This window comes from Bacillus sp. FSL K6-1003, from assembly GCF_037964945.1.
GTDB lineage: Bacteria > Bacillota > Bacilli > Bacillales > Bacillaceae > Bacillus > Bacillus mojavensis.
On record NZ_CP150176.1, the window covers coordinates 588942 to 613626 of the forward strand.

Consider the following 24685-nt stretch of genomic DNA (forward strand, 5'->3'; position numbering starts at 1 on the left):
CGAGTGTTCTTGTTGTCGTGTTCGTGAATAAAATATGTTGACAGACATAGTTTAGGGGAATAAACTAATTGACATTGATCATAAAGTTTAGAGGGGTAAACTATACTGAGGAGGGGCAGATGTTGAATGAACAAAAGCTATGTCAGGCGATAAACCTGTTTGTAGAAGTATTACTTGAAGGGACAGAGTTTGTGCATCGTGAAATCAATCAGGATGTCTTCAAGCATATCTCAAGGGAACAGGCGGACCTGTTAAAAATTTTAAAAGTTAAGGGCCCAACGTCTCCCGGCAGCCTGGCCATGTATCAAAATGTACATAAAAGCGCGATTTCGAACAGGCTGAAAAAGCTGCTCGATAAGGGATTGGTTGAATGGGATGACTGTCCGGCGAAAAGTGATAAGCGCTCTAAGCTTATTAACATCACAGCCAGCGGTGAAAGCATACTGGAAGAATTAGATTCAGCCATTTTTAATGCTCTCAAAGAGCTGATTGATGATATAGATGAGAAACACTTAAATTCTATCATAGAGATATTCACTATTCTAAAAAGCAAATTTAAAGGAGGAGATTCTGCAGAATGAGAGCAATCATCAAATTCAAGTGGGCCATTGCAGCAGTTATATTAGCACTTACCGTCGTATTGAGTTTGTTTTCTCCGAACTTAACGGAGCTGGCCAATCAAAAGGGGCAGGCCCAGCTTCCTGCTGATGCGGTTTCAGAAAGAGCAAATGCCATTTTAAAACAAGCGGGAGAAGACAATAATTCGCTCAGTATCGTCTTTACATTAGACCACGCTTTGAAGAAAGAAACAGAGGATCAGCTCGAGACAATGATTGATAAAGTCAAAAAGATCGACGGTGTAGAAGAAGTAACGTCTCCTCTAACAGCAGAAAAAGAAGTCAAAGACCAATTGATTTCAAAAGACAAGAAAACGATTCTCATTCCTGTCACGATTACAGGTTCTGATAAAAAAGCGGAAAAAATCGCGGATGACATCTATAAAATCGTTCCTAATGATTTGACTGCATATATTACGGGAGCCTCTCTCATCAATCAGGATTTCGCTCATAGCTCAGAAGAAGGGCTCAAGAAAACGGAAGTGATCACAGTCTGCCTGATCATCGGTTTACTGCTGATCGTGTTCCGATCTGTTGTGACGCCTTTTATCCCGATTGTAGTTGTCGGTTTCTCTTATCTGATCAGTCAATCTATACTGGGCATCCTTGTATACAATGTGGATTTTCCGATCTCGACGTTTACGCAAACCTTCTTAGTTGCCATCCTGTTCGGTATCGGAACAGATTACTGCATTCTGCTTCTTACCCGATTCCGTGAAGAGTTAGCAAACGGGCATGATAAAAAAGAAGCGGCGCTTATCGCTTACCGTACAGGAGGAAAAACCTTATTTATTAGTGGATTTGCGGTATTGGTCGGTTTTTCCGCCTTAGGATTTGCGAAGTTTGCGATTTTCCAATCCGCAGTAGGGGTCGCAGTCGGTGTAGGGATCTTAATGATCATTCTCTATACACTGCTGCCATTATTTATGGTAACGCTGGGTGAGAAGTTATTTTGGCCTTCTAAGAAAGTGCTGTCGCACAGTGACAACAAATTATGGGCGTTTCTCGGCAGACATTCCGTTATGCGTCCGTTTCTGTTTATTGCCATTACGGTGTTTATCACGCTTCCGTTTATTTTGACCTATGATGACCAGATTTCATTCGATTCGACTGCGGAAATCAGCAGCGATTATAAATCAGTAAAAGCTCTCGAGGCCATCAAGGATGGATTCGGTGAAGGGAAAGCGTTCCCGATCAATGTTGTCATAAAAGGAGACAAAGATCTCACAACAGCTGATACAATCCCTTATCTCGGAAATATCAGCAAAGCGATTGAGAAAGTCGAGCATGTTGACTCTGTCTTGACCATCACGCAGCCGACTGGTGAAAAAATCAAAGATTTATATATTGATAAACAGCTAGGCTCGGTTTCAGACGGGCTAGATAAGACGGTAAAAGGAATTGCCGATGTCCAAAGCGGTTTAACTGATATCGAAAACGGGTTGAATCAAATGGCGGGTCAAACCGGCTCAAACTCAAATAGCAGCTCCGGCGGTGCACTGGGCGATGCGGCAGACGGATTGGGCAAAATCAATCAGCAGCTGCAGCTCGTAAGTAAACAGATTTCCCAAACCGGCAATACTGCACAGACCGTGCAGCAGCTTACGGCAATCAGCGGACAGCTTGGACAGATTCAAACCGGACTTGAACAAGCGAACCAGCAGATCTCAGGCCAGCAGGCGCAAGCTGGAACACTGACAGAAAGCCTGAAGAAGCTTGCAGGGGGCGTGAAGAGTGCAAATGATGGCCTGACGAAAATCTCTGACGGCGTGACAGCTTCCAGTGATATGTTAGAGGACATGAGCCAAAGCTCAACCGTAAGGGATACAGGGATATTCATTCCTGATCAAGTCATGAAGGATAAAGACTTTAAGAAGTCAATCGACCAATATTCCTTTGAAGACGGCAAAGGCGTGCAATTAAGCGTCGTCTTGGATTCTAATCCTTATTCAGAACAAGCCATTACAACAATAAACCAAATCAAAAAAGCTGTAGCAAACGAAGTGGACGGCACTCCTCTCGAGGATGCACAGATCGTATACGGCGGGGTCACGAGTGTGAATGCTGACTTAAAAGAGCTTTCCACAACGGACTTCTCCAGAACAATGGTGATCATGATTATTGGCCTGTTTATTGTGTTAACGATTTTGTTCCGCTCCATGATCATGCCGATTTATATGATCGCGTCACTGCTGCTGACGTATTATACGTCGATATCCATAACGGAATTAATTTTTGTAAACGGCTTAGGTAACGCCGGCGTCAGCTGGGCAGTACCGTTCTTCAGTTTTGTCATATTGATCGCGTTAGGCGTAGATTATTCGATCTTCTTGCTGGACCGATTTAAGGAAGAGGTACACCTTGGCATTCATCAAGGTGTCATCAGGTCAATGAGCAAAATGGGCTCTGTCATCATCACCGCGGCTATTATTTTGGCCGGTACATTCGCGGCGATGATGCCATCAGGCGTCAATACGCTGATGCAGGTGGCAAGTGTCATCATTATCGGGCTGCTGCTTTACGGCCTTGTCATTCTTCCGCTCTTGATGCCGGCAATCATTGTGACATTTGGAGAAGGAAACTGGTGGCCGTTTGGCAGAAAGAAAAATATAGAATAGAAAAAAAGAGTGGTGACAATTCATTTGTTCATCACTCTTTTTTGTAGATGGAAGAGGCCGTTTTTCGTCTGTCAGCAAGCGATGAAATACATGGAGGGGAAGGGGGGAAAGCCTCAACTTTTCTGCATCTGTTGTCAGGCAAATGTCTCCTGCGTACAGCGTATATGCGGGAACAAAAGGCGCGGTTGAGCAATTCGCCCGTCAGCTAGCCAAAGAATTAGCCGGAAACAAATCACCATTAATGCGGTTGCACTAGGGCCAGAGAACACCGAGCTGTTTCATGCAGGCAAAACCGAGCAGCAGCTAGAAGGACTGAAAAAGTCGACTGCATTGGCGAACCGGAGGATATCACAAATGTGATTGACTTTTTGGTGAGCGAAAAATCCCAATGGATCACAGGCCAGACGATCCGTGTGCATGGCGGAACTATCTAAAATGAAAAAGCTCCCAAGAGTCATTCTTGGGAGCTTTGTTTTATTTCCATTCTGCAATGGTATCAATCGGCAGACGGTAGGATGCGTATCCTTCGTCCGCAGCTTTTCCGATAGAAAGAAGCATAACAGGCACATAACGCTCTTTGTCTAATCCGAAGGCTTCTGCGATGTTTTCTTTATCGTAGCCGCCGATCGGGTTTGTGTCATAGCCATGCGCGCGTGCAGTCAGCATAAGCTGCATAGAAACAAGGCCGCCGTCAATCAGGATCGTCTCACGGTTTACCTGTGCAGGAAGTTTTTCAAAATGAGCAGTCAAGGCAGCGATTTGTCTATCTTTTACCTCCTGCGGCATGTAACCGAGCTCAACGGCTTTTGAATAAATGTCTTCTAAATAGTCTGCATTGTTCATGTCTGCAAAAACAGCGATGACGGCAGATGAAGTTGTGACCTGTGTTTGGTTAAAGCTTGCTAGCGGCGCGAGCTTCTCTTTTCCTTCCGGGCTGTCGATGACGAGAAAACGCCATGGCTGCGCGTTGACAGAGGATGGTGCAGTTGTAGCTTCCTCTAGGATTTCTGTCATTTCTTCTTTGCTGATTTTCACTGTCGGATCATAATTGCGAATGGAACGGCGTCCTTTCATAATCTCCATAAAATCGTTTGTTTTAATCATGTTGATACACTCCTTTTAAGCTTCGATATTATCTATGTTGTTTCGCATGCGCCCAAGCACATCAATAAGCACGCGGCGCTCTTCAGCACTTACATTTGCGAGCATTTCTTTCATGAAACGCTCCTTTTCTTTCTTAGAAGACTCGATTCGTTTTCTTCCTTGATCTGTTAACCGCACAAGGGTAATCCGATTGTCTTCGGGCTTGCGCCGTCTTAATACCATGCCTTTGGCTTCAAGCTGTTTTAGGTGTCTTGTGACGGCCGCGCTATCGATATTGACTTTCTTTTGAAGGTCGCTTTGACTAATCTCATCCGCATGATAAAGCAATGTCAGCAATTCCAAACGAGATTGGCTGATGCCCGTGCATGCCTCGAACTTCACGCCAATCACTTTGTTCACGCCTTGCAGTTGATATAAAATCTCGGCTTCCTCAGAACAAAATGATGCCAAAACCCATCCCTTCTTTCTTGTCAAAAAAATAATTGATATATCAATGATTGACACATCAATTAATATACAACGATTGATTTCAATTTGCAAGCCTTTTGCGCATTTGAAAAACCTCCCAACATATAAGTTGGGAGGTTCTTGTTATCCTTGCGGCTCAGGATAAAACATCAGCAGAAAAAAGCTGGCCGTTTCCTGTGATGAATTGATGTAGCTGTGCGGTGTGGATCCCGTAAACTGCAAGGCGTCTCCGGAAACAAGCGTATGCTTCTGGTCCTGCAGATTGACGGTTAACTCGCCCTCTTTAATTAAAATGTATTCTTCTCCTAAATGTGTTTTTGCTTCATGTATGCACCCCGGTTTCAGATCGACAACATAAATTTCAAACTTTGTTTCAGGATTGTAGGGAAAAAAGGGGTAAACGATGTAGTTTTCTTCATTATCTGTAACAGGTTCAATATCTTTGAGATTAATTTTTCTTACTTTCGGCTTGTCTTCTTTCAGAAAAACAGAAAAAGATACTTGCAGCCCATTTGCGATCTTCCAGAGAGTGGTGACTGTCGGGGTCGATTTTTCTTTCTCAATTTGTCCGAGCATCGCTTTGCTGACGCCTGTTAACTCAGAAACTTGATCAAGAGTCAGGTTTCTGCTTTTTCTGAGTTTGGCAAGATTCTTTGCGATAATGGCTTGGATATCATCCATACATGTATCTCCTTACGTCATATTCGCTTTATTATAGCACATTAAAATCAGCTCTTACATACTGTTGTAAGCTATAACGTATATGTGTATAATATGTTAGACTAGGAGGGGAACAGAATGATATCAGAGAAGGAACTAACCCATGCCCAAACATGCGAGCCATCGTTCATACAAGGGTTTAAAGATTGTGTCCCGACGCTAATCGGCTATATCAGTATAGGTTTGGCTGCCGGTATCGTGGGGATTGCCTCGCATTTAAGTGTCCTTGAAATTACACTGTTGTCAGGTTTGGTTTTTGCAGGCGGCGCCCAGTTCATTATTTGTGCTTTGTTAGCAGCAAACAGTCCGATGTCCGCTATTATCCTGACAACGTTTATTGTGAATTTACGAAATTTTCTATTAAGTTCTGCGCTTGCTCCTCATTTTTCAAAGTATTCGCTAGTGAAAAATGTGGGGATCGGCATGATGGTGACAGATGAGTCCTTTGGTGTTGCTTCAAATAAGATTGTAAAAAAAGAACCGATTAGTGATCGATGGATGTTCGGTTTAAATCTCACTGCATATGCGTGCTGGGTGCTTTCTTGTGTGGCAGGTGCAGTCTTTGGTAAATGGATTACCGATCCGGAAATGTTCGGACTCGACTTTGCGGTGACGGCTATGTTTTTAGCATTGCTGATTTTGCAGATGGAACATGTTGTGCCTGCAAAGGTTAAACACTATGTATCTCTCATCATTTATATGGTGATTGCGATGATTATTTTCTCTTTCATTATGCCGTCTCATCTCGCTGTCATCATGTCAACGATCATCGTAGCGACAATCGGGGTGGTGACAGATAAATGAGCATAAATGCATACATCCTGACGGTGATTATCGGCTGCGCGCTGGTCACAATGATTCCCCGCGTGGTTCCATTTTTAGTTGTCCGGAATATTTCCTTGCCGGTGCCTGTGCTGAAATGGCTCTCCTATGTGCCGGTTTGTATATTGACGGCACTTGTTGTGAAGGATTGCATGATTCAATCCAATGATTCTCTTACATTGAATTGGCAGGTCACTGTTGTATTGGTTCCTACTCTATTGATTGCATTGAAAACAAAAAGTTTATCTATGACAGTTATCAGCGGTGTTATTCTTATGGCCGGCTTGCGCTTATGGGTATAAAACAGCTGTTTACATTTACATTAAAACCACGATATCAGGGGGAAGCAGACCCTGGTATTTTTTGTGTCTATGATTCAATCTTTAAGCGGCTTTCACTGGCTGAAAGTTATGGTACAATATACAAATGTTTTACAGCTTCAATCAATTGTTGGAGTGACATCTATTGAAAATAAATACTAGATTAAAGGGAAGGTTTTGATAGAATGCTGCAAAATCCAACTGGAAAAGAGCGTTTGGCATTGGCGTTTCTGCTCGGCATGCTTGCTATATTGGGCCCGCTTAATATAGATATGTATTTGCCTAGTTTTCCTGACATTGCCGATGATTTATCGGCCAGTGCCTCGCTTGTACAGTTAAGTTTAACAGCCTGTCTGATCGGGCTTACCATAGGTCAAGTGATTGTCGGGCCGGTCAGTGATGCGCAGGGAAGACGGAAACCGCTATTAATCTGTATTTTCTTATTTGCGTTATCTTCTCTGTTCTGTGCGCTCTCACCAAACATAACAACACTGGTGGCAGCCCGTTTTTTACAGGGGATTACGGCCTCTGCGGGACTTGTGCTGTCTCGGGCAATCGTGCGGGATGTGTTTACAGGGAGAGAGCTTTCTAAATTTTTCTCACTGTTAATGGTGATTACTGCAGTCGCGCCAATGATTGCGCCAATGACAGGCGGTGCTCTTTTATTGCTGCCGTTTGCAACGTGGCATACGATTTTTCACTTTTTAACGATCATCGGATTTGTACTTGTACTGATTATTGCGCTAAAGTTAAAAGAAACATTGCCGCCGGAAAAGCGGATTCCAAGCTCAATCGGAACATCTGTCAGAACGATGGGAAGCCTGCTGAAGGATCGTTCTTTTATGGGCTACGCGTTAACTGTCGGATTTATTCACGGAGGAAGCTTTGCTTATGTATCCGGTACGCCTTTTGTGTACCAGGATATTTATGGGGTGTCGCCGCAGGTGTTTAGTATTTTATTCGGCATAAACGGCCTGGCGATTATTACGGGAAGCTTTATGATCGGGCGCTTTGGCGGAATCATTCATGAAAAAAGCCTGCTCCGCATGGCGGTCATTACAGCTATGATTGCGACTGCCGTGCTATTAACGATGACGATGATTCACGGTCCTCTCGCTGCATTGGTTATCTCTATTTTTGTCTATATGATTACGATCGGCATGGTTCTGACGAGCACATTTACGCTGGCCATGGAAAAACAGGGGCACCGCGCCGGAAGTGCAAGTGCGCTGCTGGGAATGATCCCGCTGCTCCTTGGCTCCATCGTTTCGCCGCTTGTGGGCATTGATGAGACGACAGCTGTTCCGATGGGAGCGATCATGTTTGTTACAGCAGTTATCGGTTCGCTCGCCTTTTTTAGATTAACAAAGGAGAGCGTGAAGCAAAATTAATCAAAAAAACCTGACGGCATGTCAGGTTTTTTTTGATCTCATTAAAATAGCAAAAGTAGGCCGGCGATGGCCGGAGTCAAAAAGATTGCTGATTTCAAGACGGCCTTTGGCATGAGATTGGTGAATTTCGCGCCAACATACGCACCGCACATGGTTCCGATCAAGACTTTGATCAGCAATACGTAATCAACAAATCCTTCCGAGATATACCCTATGCCTCCGCCTACAGCAAGAGGGATAATGACAAGCATCGTCGTTCCGACAGAATGACGGATGGACAGGTTCAGCATAATCATTAAACCGATCTGGATAAAAGGAGCAGAGCCGATGCCGAATGTGCCGGAAAGTATGCCTGATACGATTCCTAAAATCACGGCTTTTGTATACATTGATACATTGCTTTGACTCACTTGAGGTTTTTCTTTTAAAATAAATAACCTGATTAAAATGAGAATCGCTGATAAAAATAACATTCCCGCTGTCAAATAATGAAGCAAATCGGCCGGAATAAAAGATGTCAGCTTTGCCCCGAAAAATGATCCAACGGCAGCGAAGCATCCGACCGTTAAACCGATTTTCAACTGGATGTTGCCTTCCCGGTAATGGCTGTACGCCCCCGATAAGCTGGTGAAAGCCATACCGGCGAGGGAAGTGCCTAAAGCTGTATGAATCGGAATATGAAAAACAAGGGTTAAAAGAGCGATAACAAAGCCGGCTCCCCCAGCACCAATAAAGCCTAAAATGATTCCAAGAAGAAACATAACAAGAATAATGAGCATAGCTTTTCCTCCATTGTATACTGAGCTGTAAATGTAATGATCTAGTGGGCGAACTGTTCGGTAGCACATGAGAGGATCATCTCATTGGTTGACAGTAGTCCGTCGACCGTCGTTTAGCAAAAATATCGTACCGCAAATTTTGGGATTTGACAAGACAGTTTGTTGCTTCCCTTTATTATCTGTTATATGATTTTGATGAAGAACAGACCCCTGAATCTATTCAAAAGAGGTATTATGTATATGGATGAATTTAAATTAGACAAGCCGACTCCTTATTACCTGCAATTTTATTTCCAGCTGAAAAAAATGATTTTTAACGGAACTTTTAAGCCGGGGGAACGGATCAATGAAACACAGCTGGCTAAAAGTTTCGGCGTCAGCCGCTCTCCGATACGGGAAGCTATGCGGCTGCTTGAGAAAGACGGCTTGTTACGGGCAGATGACCGGAATGGATTTTCAATCGCTTCTTTAACAGCTAAAGATGTAGATGAAATTTATAAAATCAGAATTCCTCTCGAGCTGCTTGCTGTCGAATTGGTAATAGACAAAGCGAATGACGAAGAGCTTCAAACGCTTGAAACACAGCTTGAAGAAACAGAAAACGCGATTCGTAACGGAGCGGAAGAAACTGAAATGATCAGCTTAAACCAAAAGTTTCATCAGCTGCTTGTCGATTTTAGCCATAACAGACATTTGAAAAATTTGCTTGAGCATGTAAATGATCTGATTCACTTTTGCAGAATCCTTAATTATAAAGGGGACAACCGCCCTGAAACAATCCTGCGTGAACACCGCAGCATATTTGAAGAAGTCAAAAAGAGAAACAAAGAAGCAGCCAAAGAATATATGATGGCTCATTTCAATCATGACTCAGAACATTTGAAGCGTGTGCTTGAAGAAGGAAAAGAAAATTAAATGACATGTACGGATACCAAGGAAGAGTCCTTGGTATTTTTTATTGCTCTCATCCACTTAATAAATCGCAAATCATATATAAGGAAGCCCATTAATAAGATTCTATGATGATTGACTAACGAATAATGGGGGTTAGACATGTTTATCCATATCGTCCGGCCGGGTGATTCTTTGTTTTCCATAGGCAGAAGATACGGTGCTTCTGTTGATCAAATACGGGGTGTGAATGGGTTAGAAGAAACGAATATTGTGCCGGGGCAGGCTCTGCTTATCCCTCTTTATGTATATACAGTACAGCCGGGCGACACGCTCACAGCTATTGCGGCAAAAGCGTTTGTTCCAGCAGAACGGCTAAGAGCCGCCAATCCCGCTATAAACCCAAATGCCTTGCAAGCAGGAATGAGACTAACGATCCCTAATATCTCAAACTATATTGCGGGAACGTTAAGCTTTTATGTGCTCCGTAATCCGGATCTTGATCGCGATTTAATCAATGATTACGCACCATATTCGTCTTCGATTTCCATTTTCGAATACCATATTGCGCCTAATGGCGACATTGCAAACCAATTGAATGACGCAGCCGCTATTGAAACCACATGGAGAAGACGAGTGACGCCGCTTGCAACAATAACAAATTTAACCTCAGCAGGCTTCAGCACGGAACTCGTACGCCAAGTGTTAAACAATCCAACTGCGAGAACCAATCTGGTTAACAATATTTATAACTTGGTATCCACAAGGGGATATGGCGGCGTGATGATCGATTTTGAAAAAGTGAGCGCCGCAGATCGGGATCTGTTCACAGGATTTTTGCGTCAGCTCAGAGATCGTCTGCAGCCGGGTGGCTATGTGCTGACCATAGCTGTTCCGGCAAAAACAAGTGATGATATTTCATGGCTGAGGGGCTATGATTACGGAGGGATCGGAGCGGTCGTCAATTATATGTTTATCATGGCGTATGACTGGCATCATGCGGGAAGCGAGCCGGGGCCTGTTGCGCCGATTACTGAAATAAGAAGAACAATTGAATTTGCGATTGCCCAGGTGCCGCGGAGAAAAATCATCATCGGTGTCCCGCTCTACGGCTACAATTGGATCATCCCTTACCAGCCGGGAACAGTGGCTTCAGCTATTTCAAATCAAAAATCAATTGAAACAGCGATGAGGTACCAAGCACCCATTCAGTATTCAAACGAATATCAATCGCCATTTTTTCGCTACAGAGATGAGCAGGGACGGACGCATGAAGTATGGTTTGAAGATGTCAGGAGCATGAGCCAAAAGATGCTGATCGTCCGAGAATATGGATTACAAGCCATTGGCGCCTGGCAGTTAACACTCGGATTCACACCAGCACCGTGGCTTCTGCGTAAATTTTTTACGATCAGAAAAGTGTAAGGGCACCGAACACGGTGTCTTTTTAGTGATGTTTTAAGCTGCTGGTGAATGTTTTAAAGATCTCAGTCTGCCTTGCGTTGTCTCTCGCATCGTGCAGCTCTGAGTTCCCGATAGATTGTCAGTTCACTGACGATATCCTTAATCGTAACAGATTGAAAGCCATAAAACCGCATCAGCCTAAAGTGGCAGAATAATTCGTGCATTTGTCACTTGCATGGCGTCGGTCTCCCCAATTATGATCGATAGTGATAACTAATATCAGTCTAATCAGGCACAAATTGCATATCGTCTTATGAAAGCTTACGGAATACGAGTGAGAGGAAGTTGTCAGAATGAAAAAAGTATTGATCCTAAATTTTCCTGCAGAAGGCCACGTAAATCCTACATTAGGCATTACGAAAGCCTTTGCCGATCGAGGATATGATGTCCACTATATCTCCACTGAAAGGTATAAAGAAAGATTAGAAGCGGTAGGAGCGACTGTCCACCTTCATCAGGATTTGCTGAGGACAGTTCCCGTTCGTACAGGTTCCCCTGACGGTATTCTCTCCTTCTTAAAAATTCATATAAAGACATCTCTGGCCATATTAAATATCGTGAAAGAACTGTCAAAAAGCATTCAGTTTGATTTTGTTTATTATGATAAATTCGGTGCGGGAGAGCTGGTCAGAGATTATCTCAACATCCCGGGCATCTCTTCATCTGCTTCCTTTTTATTCGATGAAGAGCATTTGAAGATATTGCCTCTGCATCCGGATTCAGAAGTGCCTTTACAATTGGATAAAGAGTGTGAAGATCTATTATTAGAGATGAAACAAAATTACGGTGTATCACCTGAAAATATGGTTCAATTCATGAATAATAAAGGTGGCCTAAATGTAGTGTACACAAGCCGATATTTTCAGCCGGAAAGCCATCGTTTCGGCAATGAGTTTCTATTTATCGGTCCAAGCTTTCCAAAGAGAGCGGAAAAAACTGATTTCCCGATTGAGAAATTGAAAGGTGAGAAAGTCATCTATATTTCAATGGGGACGGTATTAGACGAAACTGAAGAGTTTTTCAACATATGTATAGATGCTTTTTCTGATGTCAGGGGCAAGGTCGTGATAGCTACGGGAGAAAAAGCCGATCTGACAAGATTAAAGCAAGCGCCGGAAAACTTTATCATTGCTTCATATGTGCCTCAATTGGAAGTGCTGGAACAATCAGACGTTTTCATCACTCACGGAGGAATGAACAGTGTAAATGAAGGCATTCACTTTAACGTTCCTTTAGTTGTAATGCCGCACGATAAGGACCAGCCAATGGTGGCCCAGCGGCTGACTGAATTACAAGCCGGTTATACAGTATCTAAAGACCATGTAACCGCGCAGTCTTTAAAACATGCAGTGGAAGAAGTGTTGAATAACGACCGATACAAGGAAGGGATTCAAAAAATAAATCAAAGCTTTCAGGGTTGCATGAATATGGAAGAGGTAATGGAGCAGATCGATCAATTTATAGATCAGAGAAAATAAACAGCAAAAATAAGAAAAAGAGTGAGATTTATATGTTCTCACTCTTTTTTCATTTAGGGTCTTGCTGGCATTGCAGAAATAACCGGAGTCAATTTACGGATCAACGGTTTTGTCAAGAAGATTATAGATGTAAGGGTTCATTTTCTGAGGGCGATGGCAGCAGGAGAAATACTTTCGTATTCATTCACACTCAACGTCATTTTTCATATTATGAATAAGTGTATGGTAAATACAGTTATAAAAGGATGTGAATAGAAAATATGTCTCGAAAACCGTCACATAGATGCCCTTACTGTGGATCTAACTCTTCAAGCCCCAGTTGTAGAGTAGGCCCTAAAAAAAATCCTGAGCCTAAACATTCATGTATGTGCTGCTGTTGTGTAAGGGGAGCAAGAGGGCCGCAGGGACCACGTGGATTACGCGGTATACCAGGCAGTATTGGAGCCACCGGACCACCAGGACCGCCAGGACCACCAGGGCCACCGGGGCTGCCAGGGCTGCCCGGAGCTACAGGGGCCACAGGACCACCAGGACTGGCCGGGGCTACGGGAGCCACCGGACCACCAGGGCCGGCCGGAGCAACAGGAGTCACGGGAGCCACAGGAGCAACCGGGGACGCCGGACCAGCCGGAGCAACAGGAGCGACGGGAGCCACGGGAGCTACAGGGGACGTCGGTCCAGCTGGAGCCACAGGAGCCACAGGAGCGACGGGAGCCACAGGAGACGCCGGACCAGCCGGACCAGCCGGAGCAACAGGAGCGACAGGAGCCACAGGAGACGCCGGACCGGCCGGAGCTACAGGAGCGACGGGAGCCACAGGAGCAACCGGGGACGCCGGACCAGCCGGAGCAACGGGAGCCACAGGAGCAACTGGGGACGCCGGACCAGCCGGAGCAACGGGAGCCACAGGAGCAACCGGTGACGTCGGACCAGCCGGAGCGACGGGAGCAACGGGAGCCACAGGAGCAACCGGTGACGCCGGACCAGCCGGAGCCACGGGAGTCACCGGAGCCACAGGAGACGCCGGAGCCACGGGAGCCACAGGAGCGACGGGAGCCACAGGAGACGCCGGACCAGCCGGAGCGACGGGAGCCACAGGAGCAACCGGTGACGTCGGACCAGCCGGAGCGACGGGAGCAACGGGAGCCACAGGAGACGCCGGACCAACCGGAGCCACAGGAGCGACGGGAGCCACAGGAGCAACTGGGGACGCCGGACCAGCCGGAGCCACGGGAGCCACAGGAGCAACCGGCACAGGAGCAGCTGGGTTATCCGAATACGGGTATATTTATAACTTTAGTGCTCAAACAGTAGCTATAGAGGCTGATGTCATTTTTGATTCAACAGGGATAACCACCCCTGGAATTACACATGCCCCCGGGACTTCTCAAATTGCAATTACCACTCCGGGAGACTATGAGGTCACTTTTTCTGTTTCGGGAGTAGAGCCTAACCAATTTACATTATTTTTAAATGGTGCACCGATTACGAATACAGTCTACGGTTCAGGTGCAGGTACTCAGCAAAACAACGGCCAGGCTATTATAGCCATAGCAGCCGGCGATGTCCTCACTCTTCGAAATCATACGTCCGCTGCCGCAGTGACTCTGCAGACTTTGGCAGGAGGGACACAAACTAACGTAAACGCTTCAATTGTAATTAAAAAATTAGATTAACAATTAGCACTGTGTCATGGACAAACAAAAGTACTCTATTGATCTTACTAGTACTTAATCGTTCAACAGTGCTTTTTTTGACCTGATTTAAGTTGACCATACAAACGCTCCAGTTTCTTTTTACCTCAGGTGTATGCGGAAAAGAGACAAAATACGAATTTCATAGCTCACTGAACGACTTTTATCACGATAGGAAAGAAAAAGAAGTTCGATTTACTCTATCTTTTTTAGTGATAACTGGATATCAAATGGGCATACAAGGTGACAGCTTAACTTCACCAATAAAAAAACCTTCCGTGTTGGAAGGCAATCGTTAAAATTCAATTTTGATCTTTTGAGAATCACTGATTTTCTTATGGTTTTGGTCAAAAACGTCACTTGTTGTGATTTCAATCCACTTGATCTCTTTTTTCTTCTTATCAGCTGATGGTTCATCGTGAGTATGGCCGCTTGCTGCGTTTACAATAAAGCCGAGATTGCCGGATTTTTCGGCGCCGGCTTCTAATTCACCATTCAACTCTTCTAGGTAAATATCTTTGTTCCAATCAAAGGTTTCTCCTGTATTTGTTTTCATCAATGCAACCGGGGCAAAATTCACTTTCTCGGAAGATGTGTTCTTGATATCAACGAAAACTTTAACGAAATCAAACTCTTCATCGTGTGTTAATACATGAAAATAATCAATCATGCTGTAATCCGGACGTAAGTGGATCAGCTTCATTTCTTTTATTGTTAACTCTACGTTTCCAATCTTATAAGTTTGATTGACTTGTTTGATATCTTTTAAGACGGCTTCTCCTTTGTCATCAGAAAACGTTTGATTGACCTTCAGCAATGACCGGTCATCCGTTACCTGTGCATTAGGCTGATACTCATCTATACTGTCTTTTTGAGACGAAGTGCTTTGCGGTGTGGCTTTTGCTGTTTGCTCTCCGGCTGTATTTTGTTTTTCTGAATTGACGTTTGAGGAACAGCCCGCAAGTATGACGATAAAAAATAAGATCGATAGAGTCTTTTTCATCATAAGTCCTCCATTAAAAAGAGAGCCCGTTCCTTATACAAGCAACGGGCCACCTTGTATTCTCTTACTTATCTTTAATTTTAATGTTGTATTGTAAAGCATCGAAAACATTTTTGGCGATTTCGGTATTATCGATTTGGCCGGAAAACTTTTCACTGGATGGTCCGTACGCATAGACAGGAACATCCTCGCCGGTATGTCCGCCTGTTGTCCATCCTGTGTGGGAGCGTTTATTGAAAATCTCCTCAATCGCATTATCAATATCAAGGACTTCCTTCGATTTTGCCGCGTTTTCAACAGATTGAATTTCAGATGCAGTTAAAGCTAATTTCTTTTGGTCAATATACGTTTTTAAAGTTTTTTCAACATCTGCGCCGTCGGCAATTTTTTCTGCCATAAAGTCAGGTGTGCGCTTTGCTGCTTTAATTGGTTCACTGAACCAGTTGTAAATGCCGTCCGCACCGATGGAATATCCGCCGGTTGAATGGTCAGCCGTTGCGACAACCAAAGTATGCTTGTCTTTTTTGGCGAAATCAATTGCCGCCTTGTAGGCTTGTTCGAAATCTTCCATCTCACTCATGGCGCCGACAATATCATTGTCATGCCCCGCCCAGTCAATCTGGCTTCCTTCAACCATGAGGAAGAAACCGTCTTTGTCCTTGCTTAATTTTTTGAGGGCTGTGTTGGTCATGTCTTTTAATGAAGGAATATCCTTCGTGCGGTCGATCTTTTTAGGCAGGCCGCCGTCAGCGAATAGGCCGAGAACTTGGCTGTCCTTGTTTTTCAGCATGTCCTTGCGGTTATCCACATAGCTGTATCCCGCTTTTTTGAATTCCTTTACCAAATTACGGTCCTTGCGGTCAAAATTGCTTTTTCCACCGCCTAGAAGGACATCAATTTTGTGCTTGCCGTTCACCATTTCATCAAAATAGTCGTTTGCAATAGAATTCATATTTTTCCGGCTGTGATCATGCGAGCAGAAAGAAGCCGGAGTGGCGTGTGTAATTTCTGAAGTGGCGACAAGCCCGGTTGATTTTCCTTTTTCTTTTGCTGCTTCAAGAACTGTTTTGACCTCTGAACCGTCATTATCCACAGCAATTGCATTATTATATGTTTTAATCCCAGCTGACATAGCCGTTGCGGCAGAAGCGGAATCCGTTACATTTTGTTCAGGGTCTTCAGGATAAGTGGTCTGCTGTCCGACAAGGTATTGGTCAAAAGCTGTAGGCTCAACAACCTTTGTCTTTTTATTATCCTTTAAGTAACGGTGAGCGGACGTATAAGACACACCCATCCCATCACCGATCAAGACGATGACATTCTTAATTTCGTTTTGATTCCCCTTTTTCTTTTCCTGGGCGCTGGCTTCAGGTACGCTGCCGCTGACTAGGCTGCTGAACGCAATAGATGATAACACCGCAATAGGCAGCAGCTTCTTCGGGAATTTTTTCAACTGAATAACCTCCTAAAAATATGATCCTCAATGACAAACCCATTATATTTTTAAAGTGTTAAGCTAGTATTAATCGTTTTTAAAGATTGAATTTACAAGATGACAAGGAAATGAAAAGGCAGTGCCGAAAGTAAATATGATGTGCAAATCTGACCGGCTAGTGATTATGTATGTGACTAGAAGATGTCAATCAATCCCTTGATATAGAACTCAAAAAGAAATCGAGTTTGCTAGAGGTAATATTTCTTACTGAGGAGATATTAGAGGAAAACATGTGACCGGCAATGCACCCGAAGAAGAGAATAGATGTTGAGGTGACAGGATGAAAATAAACGATGTGCTATACGGCAGGCATCAAATAGACGGAGTACTGGAAGAACTCATAAAAAGCGCACCCGTGCAGAGATTAAAAGGGGTTTATCAAGGCGGCGCCAGCTTTTTAGTCAATCCAAAGTGGAATGTGACCCGGTATGAGCACTCCATTGGCGTTATGCTTCTAATCAAAAGGCTGGGGGGAACCATAGAAGAGCAGATCTCCGGTCTTCTCCATGATGTGTCGCACACAGCATTTTCTCATGTAATTGATTTTGTATTTGAAAATGAAGCGGAAGATTATCATGAAAACATTTTTCAACAAGTCATTGACCAATCCGAGATCCCGGAAATTCTAAAACAACATGGTTATGATGCTGACGATCTTTTATTAAATGATACAAGATGGACACTGCTCGAACAGCCCGCACCGGAGCTGTGTGCTGATCGCATCGACTACACGCTGCGTGACATGTATCAATATGGACAGATCACGCTGCGCGAAGCTGAAATCTTTTTGGATCATCTCGTTGTGAGAAACGGAAGGGTGTTTCCAGATGGTATCGAAACAGCTGAATGGTTTGTGCGAGTGTATTACAAGGAAGTGATTGATTTCTTTATGAACCCGGTGAATGTATATGGGTATGAATACTTAGCGCAAACGCTGAAGGCTGCGCTGAAGCACAATGTCATTGCCGCCGAAGATTTGTTGAAAACAGACCAAGAGGTAGTAGGCATCCTGCATTCATCAGAGAATGACGAAGTACTGAGACTGCTTGAAAAAATACATCCTCACATATTAGTAAAAGAGGATGACATTCATTATGATTTTCATCGAAAAACAAAAATGCGTCTCATCAACCCTACTATTTTCTTTCATAATGAATGGATCACATCCTCATCAGTATCTGAACATATCAGAAAAATGGGAGAGGCCGCTTATCGGAAAGCCAAAAAAGGAGTGTATGTCAAAGTAATCGAAAACTAACCGAAGCCGCGCAACCGCGGCTTTTATCCAGCGCGTTTTATTCTGCGGATCACGGGGAATAGGACAAACAGCAGCATATGTTATGAGAATATTAGCGCATTTACATACCTTTCGGGGGTATCGTATTATTGAAAAGATCATGTATGACAGGCAGATGTGAAGGTTCACACCAAAAAATGAAGCAAAGGAGAATGAACATGAAGATTTCGAAAAAGGCACTTGGAATTTTACTGCTGTCTCTTATTTTTGTTTTATCAGCATGCGGCAATAGCGATAGCAAAAAAGAAAGCACTCATGACAGTCATTCGGACTCCGGCTCACACGAAGAAATGGATCATTCCGGATCTGCTGAAGTTCCAGAGGGATTAACGGAATCGACACATCCTAAATATAAAATAGGCAGCCAGGTCATCATCAATGCTTCTCATATGAAAGGGATGAAGGACGCCGAAGCAACAGTTACAGGCGCATACGATACAACGGCATATGTTGTTTCTTACACACCGACAACCGGAGGGCAGCGAGTTGATCATCACAAATGGGTGATCCAAGAAGAGATAAAAGATGCAGGAGATAAACCCCTCAATCCCGGAGATCAGGTACTCTTAGAGGCCTCTCACATGAAAGGCATGAAGGGAGCAACTGCTGAAATCGACTCTGCAGAAAAAACAACGGTATACATGGTGGACTATACATCGACAACAAGCGGAGAAAAAGTAAAAAATCATAAGTGGGTAACTGAAGACGAGCTTTCAGCTAAATAATAAAAAAATCCTCCCTTTACAAGGAGGATTTTTTTACGGTATGAACAGGTCTTGTTAAAGAAAATAAAGCAAACAGAACGGCGATCACAACAATCGATCCTCCACACCAAGCTGTTGACACAACAGTCCCCGTCTGATCCAATACAACACCGCCAATGGCTGAACCAAGGGCAATCCCGATTTGTAACGCAGACGTATTAAAGCTTTGCTGAATGTCAGACGTGTCCGGTGCAATCTCAATTAAGTAGCTTTGCTGTGCGGGAGCCAGACTCCAGCTCAGCAATCCCCAAATGACCATAACAGGCAAAAAGAAAATCATAGACGACGTTGACAGTGGCAATAAGAACATAATGATGGCGAAGGAACCGGTCACCAGCAAGATGCTCTTAAAGGAACCGAGCCGGTCAGAAAGCGCTCCTCCAAAAGGACCTCCGCACACGGCAGATATTCCAAATAGGAAATAACAAATGCTGACCCAAAAAGAGCTTAGGTGGAGAGTCGTCTCTAAAAACGGGGCAAAATAAGCATATAAAGTGTAGTGCCCCGCTAATGTAAACATCGTCACAAGGTGCGAGCTGGCGATTTTAGCATTGGCGATTGTTTTCATCTGATCCCGGAATGGAATCATTTTCTCCGTCGGTATCTTCTCAAAAAAGATCGAAATAATCAGCATAGAGATAAGCGCCAGAAGTCCGATTCCAAGGAACAAAATGCGCCATCCGAAGGAATTGCTGATCAATATGCCAAGCGGCACACCTAATGCGATGGCAGAACTGAATCCCATAAAAATGATGCCAATTGCGCGGGCTCTGTATTCAGGCGCCACAATTTTCGGCGCAATCGTCAAGGAAAGCACAACAATCAGCCCTGTACTCATCGCCGCCAATACCCTTGATACCATCAGCATCGCAAAATTAGGGCTGAAGTAGGCGACAAGGTTACTCAAAAAGAAAACAAATAACGCAATTAAATATAAACGCTTCCGTTCAACCTTCGCGGTCAATGCCAAAAGCAGCGGCCCTGAAACAGCATATCCCAGCGCAAACACACTGATCAGCTGTCCGGCCGAAACAATGGAAATGTGTAAATCATTTGCGATTTGAGGAAGAATCCCACCCACAATTAACTCAACCAATCCAACTGCAATCGTAGAAGCTGCAAGCAGAAAAACTTTAAAATTCATAACAAACTCCTTTACTTCAATTTTTTAACAAATAAAAAATCCTGATTACAAAAAAAGTGATAAACAATTTTTGTAATCAGGATTTTACGGTTCCTGGTAGACACCCTCAATCCATATTATTGAGGTTATACAAGTAAAAATAGCTATTTAATTGATTTAGTTTCCGAGGATGAGTTTAACATATTGTGAGCGAATCTTCCATAGAAAAATTTGATAAATGGTTGAACGAAAAATAATATGAATATATTTATTATATAAAAGTATAGACATTTAAAATTAATTGACTATAATGAATTTTGTAAGCGTTTTAATAAAAGGGGAGGGACATCCATTGAAGAAAATTTTACTTGCGTGCAGTTCGGGAATGTCCACCAGTTTGCTGGTGACAAAAATGAAAGAATACGCGCAATCCATTGGAGAGGAAACGGAGATCTGGGCAGTCGGCCAGGATAAAGTGAAAGAAGATATGCAAAAGGCAGACGCGGTTTTAATCGCCCCGCAAATGAGCTTTCTGAAAAGCGAACTGCAAAAAGCAGCCGACCAATACAACATTCGGGTTGAGGTCATTGACATGATGGCTTACGGAATGGCAGATGGCAAAAAAGCATATGAACAGGCTTTGTCATTAATGGGGCAACAATGATGGAGCACATAAAAATTGCCGACTTAACAGACGAACAAATCAGCTTTCAGCTCATTCTCCACAGCGGCAATGCCCGCAGCTGCATCATTCAATCACTGCGCGCCTACAAGGAAGGAAACAGGGGGGAGGCAGATGCCCTTATTGCCCAGGCTGAGGATGCTCTATCTGCAGCCCATGACATTCACTTTCAAATGATACAGAAAGAATCAAGCGGCGAGGCAGCCAATTTCTCATTGCTGCTTATGCACGCGGAAGATCACCTGATGTCAACATTGACCATGAAAGAATTGGTAAAAGAGCTGCTTGGCATCTTTAAAACAAAGAATCTATAAAAATCGGGGTGGATAGGGTGTTCGAGAAAATCAGCCAATTCCTTGTTCCAATTGCAGGGAGGTTAAATAATAACCGTTATTTACAGGTGTTGCGCGATGCGTTTATGCTGGCCTTCCCGCTTACGATATTCGGGTCCATTTTTGTGGTATTAACGAACCTGCCGTTTTTAAATAAAATCATGAATGCTTCAATGCTCACATCGTTTCAGTCCAATTTTGGCATTGCGTCTACGGCGACCATGGGGATTATGTCTGTCTTCGTCGTGTTCGGTATAGGCTATTATCTCTCAAAAAGCTATCAGGTCGAAGCTGTGTTTGGCGGTGCGATCGCTTTGGTTGCCTTTTTGCTGCTGACGCCTTTTATTGTTCAGCCGGAAACAGGAGATGCCATAACCGGGGTCATTCCGGTAGACCGCCTCGGTGCCAAAGGAATGTTTCTGGGAATGATCACGGCATTTCTTTCTGGTGAAATTTACAGAAGAATCGTTCAAAAAAACCTGACGATCAAAATGCCTGCCGGGGTTCCGCCGGCTGTAGCAAAATCATTTGCCGCACTTATTCCGGCTTTTATCACATTGACTGTGTTTTTGCTGATTAACGTTGTGGTCACCCAGCTTTTCAAAACCAATATGCATGATGTCATTTATCATGCGATTCAGGCTCCGCTTGTCGGACTTGGAAGCGGTATCATACCGACGCTGATTGCTGTATTTTTCATTCAAATTCTATGGTTTTTCGGATTGCATGGGCAAATCATTATCAACTCTGTGATGGACCCGATCTGGAATACACTGCAGGTGGAAAACCTGGCAGCCTACACAGCGGGGAAAGAAGTGCCGCACATCATCTCAAAACCGTTTATGGAGATTTATACAGTGGGAATGGGCGGAACCGGGATGACGCTGGCGATTGTGTTTACGATTCTCATATTTATGAAAAGCAGGCAGATGAAGCAAGTGTCAAAGCTCGGCCTTGCTCCAGGGATTTTTAACGTAAACGAACCGATTATCTTCGGGCTGCCGATTGTGATGAATCCGATCATCCTTGTGCCTTGGGTTTTGGCGCCGATGGTTGTCACACTCGTCACCTATCTGGCCATGTCCGCCGGACTTGTTCCGCCTCCAACAGGTGTCACGGTTCCATGGACGGTTCCGCTATTTATTAATGGCATCATGGCGACAAACTCAATCATGGGCGGCGTGATGCAGCTTGTCAATCTGATGATTGTCTTTGTGATATGGTTCCCGTTCCTGAAAGCGATGGATAAATTACATTTGGCAAAAGAAAAGGAACAGGCTGTTCAGGAAACAGCACAGCAAAATGATAACAGCATCAAAATGTGACATAAGGAGAGAGAGAACTTGACTCAAACAGAACAGTATCGTTTTCCGAAAGATTTTTGGTGGGGATCATCTGCTTCAGCGACACAAACGGAGGGTGCCGCCAATCGAGACGGAAAAGGGAAGAATATTTGGGATTACTGGTTTGAAAAAGAGCCTCATCGCTTTTTTGATCATGTAGGACCTGCATCCACATCGAAATTTTATGACAACTATAAAGACGATATCAGGCTGATGAGGGAGCTTGGCCATAACTCGTTTCGTATGTCGATTTCATGGTCACGTTTAATACCGGGCGGAACAGGCGAGATCAACCCTAAAGCAGCGGACTTTTATAACAGCGTCATTGATGAGTTCATAGCTAATGGAATAGAACCCTTTGTCAATTTGTTTCATTTCGATATGCCGATGGAACTTCAAAACATCGGCGGCTGGGCAAACAGAGAAACGGTGGATGCTTATGAAAACTATGCGAGAACGTGCTTTCGTTTGTTTGGCGATCGCGTGAAAAAATGGTTCACGCATAACGAACCGATCGTGCCGGTCGAAGGCGGATATTTATATGATTTTCATTATCCGAACAAGGTAGATTTTAAAGAAGCCGTTCAAGTCGGGTTTCACACGTTGTTATCAAGCGCCCGCGCCATACAGGCTTACAGAGAGATAAGGCAGGATGGAAAAATCGGCATCATCTTAAATTTGACGCCATCCTATCCGAGAAGCAGCCACCCGGCGGATGTAAAAGCGGGAGAAATAGCAGATGCATTCTTTAACCGATCTTTTTTAGACCCTTCTGTAAAAGGCGAGTTTCCAAAAGAAATCATACACATTTTAAAAACTGAAGGCTTTATGCCTGAATACGAGAAAGAGGATCTTGAGATCATTACACAGCATACGGTTGATTTATTAGGTGTGAATTATTATCAGCCGAGACGTGTAAAAGCCAAAGAGCACCTGCCAAATCCGGATGCGCCATTTTTGCCTGACAGGTATTTCGATCCTTACGTCATGCCGGGCCGAAAAATGAATCCTCACCGAGGCTGGGAGATTTACGAAAAAGGCGTTTATGATATCCTGATCAATTTAAAAGAAAATTACGGGAATATCGAGTGCTTTATTTCTGAAAACGGCATGGGAGTTGAAGGGGAAGAGCGTTTCAGAGATGAACAGGGCATGATTCAAGATGACTACCGAATTGAATTTATCAAAGAGCACTTAAAATGGATTTACCGCGCTGTACAGGAAGGATCAAACGTAAAAGGCTATCACTTATGGACGTTTATGGACAATTGGTCATGGACAAACGCTTATAAAAACCGATACGGATTTGTATCAGTCAATCTGGAGAAAGACGGAGAAAGAACGGTCAAAAAGAGCGGAAAATGGTTCAAAGAGGTTGCTGAGAAAAATGGTTTTTAGGTTGCTATAGCAAAAAGGTCTTCCGGCGGTCAAGATTTCTAATAGAGACAACAAATAGCCATAACATTGATGAAACAGGGAAAAGAACTTATGATATCGGTAAAGAAGCTTATTTGATATCAAAATTTTTACAGCTGCCGGAGGATACCAATGAATAAATACGAAATCATTGCAAATGAAATGAGAAAACGAATCAAAAATAACGTATATCCCATCGATCAGCCGATTCCCGATGAAATATCTCTTGCAAAAGAGTTCAATTCAAGCCGCATGACGATGAAAAGAGCTCTTGATAATTTAGTTGCTGAAGGACTGTTATTCAGAAAACGCGGTCATGGAACCTTTATCATTCAATCTGCGATACAGGATGATCATGTCCATGTCGTCAGCAATGAAATCCTCGGACTGACCAATTTGTTAAAAGACAAAACCATCAAAAGCAAGGTCATTCAGTTCGAGGTGCAATTTCCCACTGAGGAAGTGGCTGCCCATTTATCAATTGATCAGAAAACGCCGGTTTATTATGTTGTACGGCTGCGGATTGTGGAAGGAGAGCCATATGTATTGGAAAAAACATATATGCCGACACACTTAATAGCCGGCATTAATGATGAGGTGCTGCACCACTCTATTTATGAACACATCACAAACAGGCTTCAGCTAAAGATTGCCGGAACACACCGGAAAATCAGAGCCTGTAAATCTGATGAGATGGATCAGCAGCATCTGGGCTGCAAGCAGGATGATCCTATTCTTGAAGTGGAGCACGTGGGCTTTTTAGATAACGGAATTCCATTTGAATATTCCTTTTCACGTCATCGGCATGACAAATTTGTCGTCACTTCGGTAAATGTAAGGCGCTGATCGCGGAGATAACAAGGA

Annotated in this window: 22 protein-coding genes, 2 pseudogenes and 1 riboswitch; of the genes and pseudogenes, 17 read left to right on the plus strand and 7 right to left on the minus strand. The window is 43.8% G+C overall.

Going from position 1 to position 24685, the window contains the following annotated elements; genetic code table 11:
* Positions 1 to 122: 122 nt before the first annotated feature.
* From NSU16_RS03050 to NSU16_RS03060, 3 genes and pseudogenes are all read left to right on the plus strand, one after another.
* On the plus strand, positions 123 to 581 hold the full coding sequence (locus tag NSU16_RS03050) for a MarR family transcriptional regulator (protein WP_010333173.1): 459 nt from the start codon (positions 123 to 125) through the stop codon (positions 579 to 581).
* Entirely contained in the window at positions 578 to 3235 is a 2658-nt protein-coding gene (locus NSU16_RS03055) for an MMPL family transporter (protein WP_339192050.1), read from the plus strand. Before NSU16_RS03050 ends, NSU16_RS03055 begins: the two co-directional genes overlap by 4 nt.
* Positions 3236 to 3295: 60 nt before the next feature.
* Positions 3296 to 3669 (plus strand): annotated as a pseudogene (locus NSU16_RS03060) (SDR family oxidoreductase); the annotation flags it as partial.
* 40 nt (positions 3670 to 3709) lie between these two features.
* Here the strand turns inward: NSU16_RS03060 and NSU16_RS03065 are convergent.
* From NSU16_RS03065 to NSU16_RS03075, 3 genes and pseudogenes are all read right to left on the minus strand, one after another.
* Positions 3710 to 4339, minus strand: a complete 630-nt coding sequence (locus tag NSU16_RS03065; RefSeq protein ID WP_229150107.1) for a nitroreductase family protein — start codon at positions 4337 to 4339, stop codon at positions 3710 to 3712.
* A 15-nt stretch (positions 4340 to 4354) separates the two neighbouring features.
* Positions 4355 to 4848, minus strand: a pseudogene (locus NSU16_RS03070) (MarR family transcriptional regulator).
* An 82-nt stretch (positions 4849 to 4930) separates the two neighbouring features.
* Positions 4931 to 5488, minus strand: a complete 558-nt coding sequence (locus tag NSU16_RS03075; protein WP_010333178.1) for a helix-turn-helix domain-containing protein — start codon at positions 5486 to 5488, stop codon at positions 4931 to 4933.
* 117 nt (positions 5489 to 5605) lie between these two features.
* Between NSU16_RS03075 and NSU16_RS03080 the strand changes: the two genes are divergently transcribed.
* The 3 genes from NSU16_RS03080 (at position 5606) to NSU16_RS03090 (ending at position 8060) form a co-directional block, all read left to right on the plus strand.
* Positions 5606 to 6331: an AzlC family ABC transporter permease gene (locus NSU16_RS03080; protein WP_339192051.1), complete on the plus strand. Its 726-nt coding sequence runs from the start codon at positions 5606 to 5608 to the stop codon at positions 6329 to 6331.
* Complete coding sequence (locus NSU16_RS03085; protein WP_339192052.1) at positions 6328 to 6651, plus strand: AzlD domain-containing protein; 324 nt, start codon at positions 6328 to 6330, stop codon at positions 6649 to 6651. The genes NSU16_RS03080 and NSU16_RS03085 overlap by 4 nt, the downstream gene beginning before the upstream one ends.
* Before the next feature lie 203 nt (positions 6652 to 6854).
* The gene (locus NSU16_RS03090) at positions 6855 to 8060 is read left to right on the plus strand and encodes an MFS transporter (RefSeq protein WP_339192053.1); all 1206 of its coding nucleotides are present in this window, start codon (positions 6855 to 6857) and stop codon (positions 8058 to 8060) included.
* Positions 8061 to 8101: 41 nt separating this feature from the next.
* On the opposite strand, the gene NSU16_RS03095 is transcribed toward NSU16_RS03090, so the two are convergent.
* A complete protein-coding gene (locus NSU16_RS03095) occupies positions 8102 to 8839 on the minus strand; it encodes a sulfite exporter TauE/SafE family protein (protein WP_326129284.1) in 738 nt (245 codons plus the stop codon).
* 240 nt (positions 8840 to 9079) lie between these two features.
* Between NSU16_RS03095 and NSU16_RS03100 the strand changes: the two genes are divergently transcribed.
* From NSU16_RS03100 to NSU16_RS03115, 4 genes are all read left to right on the plus strand, one after another.
* On the plus strand, positions 9080 to 9754 hold the full coding sequence (locus tag NSU16_RS03100; RefSeq protein ID WP_339179887.1) for a GntR family transcriptional regulator: 675 nt from the start codon (positions 9080 to 9082) through the stop codon (positions 9752 to 9754).
* A gap of 138 nt (positions 9755 to 9892) precedes the next feature.
* Positions 9893 to 11155 carry a glycoside hydrolase family 18 protein gene (locus NSU16_RS03105; RefSeq protein ID WP_268471644.1) on the plus strand — a complete coding sequence of 421 codons (1263 nt, stop codon included), beginning with the start codon at positions 9893 to 9895 and terminating at the stop codon, positions 11153 to 11155.
* Between the two features lie 332 nt (positions 11156 to 11487).
* Positions 11488 to 12672, plus strand: a complete 1185-nt coding sequence (locus NSU16_RS03110; protein ID WP_339192054.1) for a macrolide family glycosyltransferase — start codon at positions 11488 to 11490, stop codon at positions 12670 to 12672.
* A gap of 365 nt (positions 12673 to 13037) precedes the next feature.
* Entirely contained in the window at positions 13038 to 14348 is a 1311-nt protein-coding gene (locus NSU16_RS03115) for a collagen-like protein (RefSeq protein WP_339192055.1), read from the plus strand.
* Between the two features lie 313 nt (positions 14349 to 14661).
* Here the strand turns inward: NSU16_RS03115 and NSU16_RS03120 are convergent, their stop codons facing one another.
* Together NSU16_RS03120 and phoB are read right to left on the minus strand one after the other, a co-directional pair.
* The gene (locus tag NSU16_RS03120) at positions 14662 to 15369 is read right to left on the minus strand and encodes a DUF4352 domain-containing protein (RefSeq protein WP_268504026.1); all 708 of its coding nucleotides are present in this window, start codon (positions 15367 to 15369) and stop codon (positions 14662 to 14664) included.
* Positions 15370 to 15433: 64 nt separating this feature from the next.
* The gene (gene phoB / locus NSU16_RS03125) at positions 15434 to 16822 is read right to left on the minus strand and encodes an alkaline phosphatase PhoB (RefSeq protein ID WP_339192056.1); all 1389 of its coding nucleotides are present in this window, start codon (positions 16820 to 16822) and stop codon (positions 15434 to 15436) included.
* A 322-nt stretch (positions 16823 to 17144) separates the two neighbouring features.
* Here phoB and NSU16_RS03130 point away from each other — a divergent pair, with 322 nt between their 5' ends.
* Together NSU16_RS03130 and NSU16_RS03135 are read left to right on the plus strand one after the other, a co-directional pair.
* Positions 17145 to 18122, plus strand: coding sequence for an HD domain-containing protein (locus NSU16_RS03130; protein ID WP_339192057.1), 978 nt, complete (start codon positions 17145 to 17147; stop codon positions 18120 to 18122).
* A 143-nt stretch (positions 18123 to 18265) separates the two neighbouring features.
* Positions 18266 to 18886, plus strand: a complete 621-nt coding sequence (locus NSU16_RS03135; protein ID WP_268472437.1) for a YdhK family protein — start codon at positions 18266 to 18268, stop codon at positions 18884 to 18886.
* A gap of 16 nt (positions 18887 to 18902) precedes the next feature.
* On the opposite strand, the gene pbuE is transcribed toward NSU16_RS03135, so the two are convergent.
* Positions 18903 to 20069, minus strand: a complete 1167-nt coding sequence (pbuE, locus tag NSU16_RS03140) for a purine transporter PbuE (RefSeq protein ID WP_168747066.1) — start codon at positions 20067 to 20069, stop codon at positions 18903 to 18905.
* A gap of 53 nt (positions 20070 to 20122) precedes the next feature.
* A riboswitch (purine riboswitch) is annotated at positions 20123 to 20222 on the minus strand.
* A 178-nt stretch (positions 20223 to 20400) separates the two neighbouring features.
* Between pbuE and NSU16_RS03145 the strand changes: the two genes are divergently transcribed.
* From NSU16_RS03145 to gmuR, 5 genes are all read left to right on the plus strand, one after another.
* The gene (locus NSU16_RS03145; RefSeq protein WP_326331100.1) at positions 20401 to 20712 is read left to right on the plus strand and encodes a PTS sugar transporter subunit IIB; all 312 of its coding nucleotides are present in this window, start codon (positions 20401 to 20403) and stop codon (positions 20710 to 20712) included.
* Complete coding sequence (locus NSU16_RS03150) at positions 20712 to 21044, plus strand: PTS lactose/cellobiose transporter subunit IIA (protein WP_010333194.1); 333 nt, start codon at positions 20712 to 20714, stop codon at positions 21042 to 21044. Before NSU16_RS03145 ends, NSU16_RS03150 begins: the two co-directional genes overlap by 1 nt.
* A 17-nt stretch (positions 21045 to 21061) precedes the next feature.
* The gene (gene celB, locus NSU16_RS03155; RefSeq protein ID WP_010333195.1) at positions 21062 to 22387 is read left to right on the plus strand and encodes a PTS cellobiose transporter subunit IIC; all 1326 of its coding nucleotides are present in this window, start codon (positions 21062 to 21064) and stop codon (positions 22385 to 22387) included.
* An 18-nt stretch (positions 22388 to 22405) separates the two neighbouring features.
* On the plus strand, positions 22406 to 23803 hold the full coding sequence (locus NSU16_RS03160; protein ID WP_339192058.1) for a glycoside hydrolase family 1 protein: 1398 nt from the start codon (positions 22406 to 22408) through the stop codon (positions 23801 to 23803).
* A gap of 150 nt (positions 23804 to 23953) precedes the next feature.
* Positions 23954 to 24667 (plus strand): transcriptional regulator GmuR, encoded by a 714-nt coding sequence (gene gmuR / locus NSU16_RS03165; RefSeq protein WP_010333197.1) that lies wholly within the window; start codon positions 23954 to 23956, stop codon positions 24665 to 24667.
* The last annotated feature ends 18 nt before the right edge of the window (positions 24668 to 24685 follow it).

Coding starts and splice junctions, on each gene's coding strand:
- NSU16_RS03055 (WP_339192050.1), top strand. CDS start 578: ATGAGAGCAATCATCAAATTCAAGTGGGCCATTGCAGCAGTTATATTA.
- NSU16_RS03065 (WP_229150107.1), bottom strand. CDS start 4,339: ATGATTAAAACAAACGATTTTATGGAGATTATGAAAGGACGCCGTTCC.
- NSU16_RS03075 (WP_010333178.1), bottom strand. CDS start 5,488: ATGGATGATATCCAAGCCATTATCGCAAAGAATCTTGCCAAACTCAGA.
- NSU16_RS03080 (WP_339192051.1), top strand. CDS start 5,606: ATGATATCAGAGAAGGAACTAACCCATGCCCAAACATGCGAGCCATCG.
- NSU16_RS03085 (WP_339192052.1), top strand. CDS start 6,328: ATGAGCATAAATGCATACATCCTGACGGTGATTATCGGCTGCGCGCTG.
- NSU16_RS03090 (WP_339192053.1), top strand. CDS start 6,855: ATGCTGCAAAATCCAACTGGAAAAGAGCGTTTGGCATTGGCGTTTCTG.
- NSU16_RS03095 (WP_326129284.1), bottom strand. CDS start 8,839: ATGCTCATTATTCTTGTTATGTTTCTTCTTGGAATCATTTTAGGCTTT.
- NSU16_RS03100 (WP_339179887.1), top strand. CDS start 9,080: ATGGATGAATTTAAATTAGACAAGCCGACTCCTTATTACCTGCAATTT.
- NSU16_RS03105 (WP_268471644.1), top strand. CDS start 9,893: ATGTTTATCCATATCGTCCGGCCGGGTGATTCTTTGTTTTCCATAGGC.
- NSU16_RS03110 (WP_339192054.1), top strand. CDS start 11,488: ATGAAAAAAGTATTGATCCTAAATTTTCCTGCAGAAGGCCACGTAAAT.
- NSU16_RS03115 (WP_339192055.1), top strand. CDS start 13,038: ATGTGCTGCTGTTGTGTAAGGGGAGCAAGAGGGCCGCAGGGACCACGT.
- NSU16_RS03120 (WP_268504026.1), bottom strand. CDS start 15,369: ATGAAAAAGACTCTATCGATCTTATTTTTTATCGTCATACTTGCGGGC.
- NSU16_RS03130 (WP_339192057.1), top strand. CDS start 17,145: ATGAAAATAAACGATGTGCTATACGGCAGGCATCAAATAGACGGAGTA.
- NSU16_RS03135 (WP_268472437.1), top strand. CDS start 18,266: ATGACAGGCAGATGTGAAGGTTCACACCAAAAAATGAAGCAAAGGAGA.
- pbuE (WP_168747066.1), bottom strand. CDS start 20,069: ATGAATTTTAAAGTTTTTCTGCTTGCAGCTTCTACGATTGCAGTTGGA.
- NSU16_RS03150 (WP_010333194.1), top strand. CDS start 20,712: ATGGAGCACATAAAAATTGCCGACTTAACAGACGAACAAATCAGCTTT.
- gmuR (WP_010333197.1), top strand. CDS start 23,954: ATGAATAAATACGAAATCATTGCAAATGAAATGAGAAAACGAATCAAA.